This window comes from Sinorhizobium glycinis, from assembly GCF_001651865.1.
In the GTDB taxonomy this organism is placed as follows: Bacteria; Pseudomonadota; Alphaproteobacteria; order Rhizobiales; family Rhizobiaceae; genus Sinorhizobium; species Sinorhizobium glycinis.
Map to the genome: position 1 here is coordinate 1 of NZ_LPUX01000022.1, position 3,108 is coordinate 3,108.

The following is a 3,108-nucleotide window of genomic DNA, read 5'->3' on the forward strand; positions in this document are numbered from 1 at the left end:
GAGACGACACCGGCACCACGGGCGCGCAAGAAGCCAAGTATCGTGACGATCGAGCTTGGCCGCGGCCGGCGCATTCGAGTGGAGAGTGATGTTGACACCGAAGCTCTGGGCCGCATCCTCGATGTCGTGGAACGGCGATGATCCCGGTTCCGAGCGGCGTAAAGGTCTGGCTGGCGACGGGCTATACGGACATGCGGAGGGGATTTCCTGGCCTGTCGCTGATGGTGCAGGAGACACTGAAGCGTGATCCGCATAGCGGCCATTTGTTCTGCTTCCGCGGCAGGAAGGGCGGCCTAATCAAGGTGATCTGGCACGACGGCCAGGGTGCCTGCCTGTTCACGAAGAAGCTTGAGCGCGGCCGCTTTATCTGGCCGTCAGCGGCCGACGGCACGGTGGTGATCACGCCGGCGCAGCTCGGCTATCTGCTCGAAGGAATCGACTGGCGAATGCCGCAAAAAACCTGGCGTCCGAGCTCTGCTGGATAGTGGAAATGGCTGGAAAGGTCGGAGCGAATATGATTCCATCTCGCCATGACCGATGCGGCCGATCAGCTTCCCGACGACCTTGCCAGCGCGCATGCGATGATCCTCGCCGAGCGCGCGGCACGCCGTGAAGCCGAGGCCGTTGCTGCCCGAGCCCAGGCAGTGAACTCGCATTCGGATGCGCTGATTGCCAGGTTGAGGCTGGAGATCGAGAAGCTCAAGCGCGACATTCATGGCAGCCGCTCGGAGCGCAAGGCGCGGCTTCTTGAGCAGATGGAATTGCAGCTCGAAGAGTTGGAGGCGGACGCCAGCCAGGACGAATTGGCCGCTGAACTGGCGGCACGATCCTCGACGGTTCGGGCCTTCGAGCGCAAGCGTCCATCGCGCAAGCCGTTTCCGGAGCACCTGCCGCGCGAACGCGTCGTCATTGCTCCGCCAACAAGCTGCCCATGCTGCGGCTCGGCCAAGCTGGCGAAACTGGGCGAGGACATTGCCGAGACGCTGGAAGTGATCCCGCGCCAGTGGAAGGTCATCCAGACGGTGCGCGAGAAGTTCTCCTGCCGCGAATGCGAGAAGATCGCCCAGCCACCGGCCCCTTTCCATGTGACGCCGCGCGGTTTTGCAGGGCCAAACCTGCTGGCGATGATCCTGTTTGAGAAGTTCGGCCAGCATCAACCGCTGAACCGGCAAAGTGAACGCTATGCCCGCGAGGGTGTCGACCTCAGCCTCTCGACGCTTGCCGACCAGGTGGGGGCTTGCGCCGCGGTCTTGAAGCCCTTGCACGGATTGATCGAGGCGCATGTGCTGACCGCCGAGCGTCTACATGGCGATGACACGACCGTGCCGATCCTGGCGAAGGGCAAGACCGATACCGGGCGGATTTGGACCTATGTCAGGGACGATCGGCCGTTCAGCGGAACGTCGCCGCCAGCCGCCCTCTACTATGCCTCCCGCGATCGGCGGCAGGAACATCCCGAGCGCCATCTAAAGACCTTCACCGGCATTCTGCAGGCCGACGCCTATGGCGGCTACAACCCGCTCTTCAAAATGGACCGCGATTCTGGTCCGCTGACCCAGGCATTGTGCTGGTCGCATTCGCGTCGCAAGTTCTTCGTGCTTGCCGACATCGCCACCAACGCCAAACGGGGAAAGAACGCCACGCCGATCTCGCCGGTGGCGCTCGAGGCCGTGAAACGGATCGATGCCCTGTTCGATATCGAGCGTGACATCAATCGTCTCGCTGCAAGTGAAAGACTGGCGCGACGCCAGCGGGACAGCCGTCGTCTTGTCGAAGAGCTTGAGGCCTGGATGCGGGCCGAGCGGACAAAGCTGTCGCGCAGCTCTCCGGTCGCCGAGCCGATCGACTACATGCTAAAGCGCTGGGAGGGCTTTACGTCCTTCCTGGGCGACGGTCGGATTTGCCTGACCAACAATGCCGCCGAACGCGCTCTGCGCGGCTTCGCTCTCGGCAGGAAGTCGTGGCTGTTTGCGGGTTCTGATCGTGGTGCTGATCGCGCCGCCTTCATGGCGACGATGATCATGACGGCCAAGCTCAACGACGTCGATCCGCAGGCTTGGCTTGCCGACGTTCTCGCGCGTATCGCTGACACGCCGACAACAAAGCTTGCAGAGCTGCTGCCGTGGAATTGGACAGGTCCGCGGCCTATGATGGCTTTGGCATCATGACCGTCGATCGCATCGCCAGGCTACATATCCAACTCGACGATATCGAGCCTTTGATCTGGCGCAGGGTCGAGGTTCCACTCACGATGAGCTTGAAGGGGCTCCACGATGTCATTCAGGCCGTGATGCTGTTCGAGGATTATCATCTGTTCGAGTTCGAGGCTGGTGGGCGATGTTACGATGTGCCGGATCCAGAAGACCTCTACGAACGCAAAACCTTTGCTGCTCGCAACGTCCGCATAGCGGCACTCATCGAGCGTGGGATCGCGACCTTTAGCTACACCTATGACTTTGGTGATAACTGGCGGCACACTATCACGGTCGAGGCAGTGGAGGATGGAAACCCCAGCATCGAATATCCGCGCTTCATCGATGGTGAGCGCAGAGCGCCGCCGGAAGATGTTGGCAGCACCTCGGGGTTCGAGGAATTCCTGAACGTCATGGCGAAGCCACGGCATGCGCAGCATCGAGAGTTCGTGCGTTGGTATGGTGGCCGCTTCGACCCAGAAGATTTAAGCGTTGATATCATTCAAGACCGTGTCGCTAAAATTGCCCGCCGTCGGACACTTGGAAAAGCTGGATTTGCGAAGAGCCAAAACCAGCAGCACTGACCAAATCTGAAAACACAGAACGAGGCATCATGGGCTACCGCAACTCTGCCCTCTACACCCTGAAATATGTCGCCGCGATGCTTGATGAGGACGAAGACTTCTTGCGAGAATGTTCGATTGAGATGTTCTCTGAAGATGGCTGCTTGTGGGCATATGATGACTATCCGGCCTCGGAGCTCAGCGAGCACATCATCTTGTTCACCCAAGTGGGGATCGAAAACCTTCAACAGATTATCCGCAATCTTCGCGGAATTGGCGACCCGCCATCGAAACCAGTGGCAGAAAGAAATCGCAAAAAGCCTCGGCTACTGCGGTCCTGACCGGATGGTTAC

Annotated in this window: 4 protein-coding genes; all 4 read left to right on the plus strand. The window is 60.1% G+C overall.

Annotation, left to right across the window (positions count from 1 at the left end):
* Window positions 1–137 precede the first annotated feature (137 nt).
* The 4 genes from tnpB to AU381_RS00210 are packed head-to-tail and all read left to right on the plus strand — an operon-like array spanning window position 138 to window position 3,096.
* Entirely contained in the window at window positions 138–485 is a 348-nt protein-coding gene (gene tnpB, locus AU381_RS00195; protein ID WP_014330938.1) for an IS66 family insertion sequence element accessory protein TnpB, read from the plus strand.
* A 45-nt stretch (window positions 486–530) separates the two neighbouring features.
* Complete coding sequence (gene tnpC / locus AU381_RS00200) at window positions 531–2,168, plus strand: IS66 family transposase (protein ID WP_014330937.1); 1,638 nt, start codon at window positions 531–533, stop codon at window positions 2,166–2,168.
* Window positions 2,165–2,776, plus strand: coding sequence for a plasmid pRiA4b ORF-3 family protein (locus tag AU381_RS00205; RefSeq protein ID WP_014857805.1), 612 nt, complete (start codon window positions 2,165–2,167; stop codon window positions 2,774–2,776). Before tnpC ends, AU381_RS00205 begins: the two co-directional genes overlap by 4 nt.
* A 29-nt stretch (window positions 2,777–2,805) precedes the next feature.
* A complete protein-coding gene (locus AU381_RS00210; RefSeq protein ID WP_014330935.1) occupies window positions 2,806–3,096 on the plus strand; it encodes a hypothetical protein in 291 nt (96 codons plus the stop codon).
* Window positions 3,097–3,108: the final 12 nt, after the last annotated feature.

What these genes read in the sequence shown, in the direction of transcription:
- AU381_RS00205 (WP_014857805.1), top strand. Translation starts at nt 2,165, where the DNA reads ATGACCGTCGATCGCATCGCCAGGCTACATATCCAACTCGACGATATC.
- tnpC (WP_014330937.1), top strand. Translation starts at nt 531, where the DNA reads ATGACCGATGCGGCCGATCAGCTTCCCGACGACCTTGCCAGCGCGCAT.
- AU381_RS00210 (WP_014330935.1), top strand. Translation starts at nt 2,806, where the DNA reads ATGGGCTACCGCAACTCTGCCCTCTACACCCTGAAATATGTCGCCGCG.
- tnpB (WP_014330938.1), top strand. Translation starts at nt 138, where the DNA reads ATGATCCCGGTTCCGAGCGGCGTAAAGGTCTGGCTGGCGACGGGCTAT.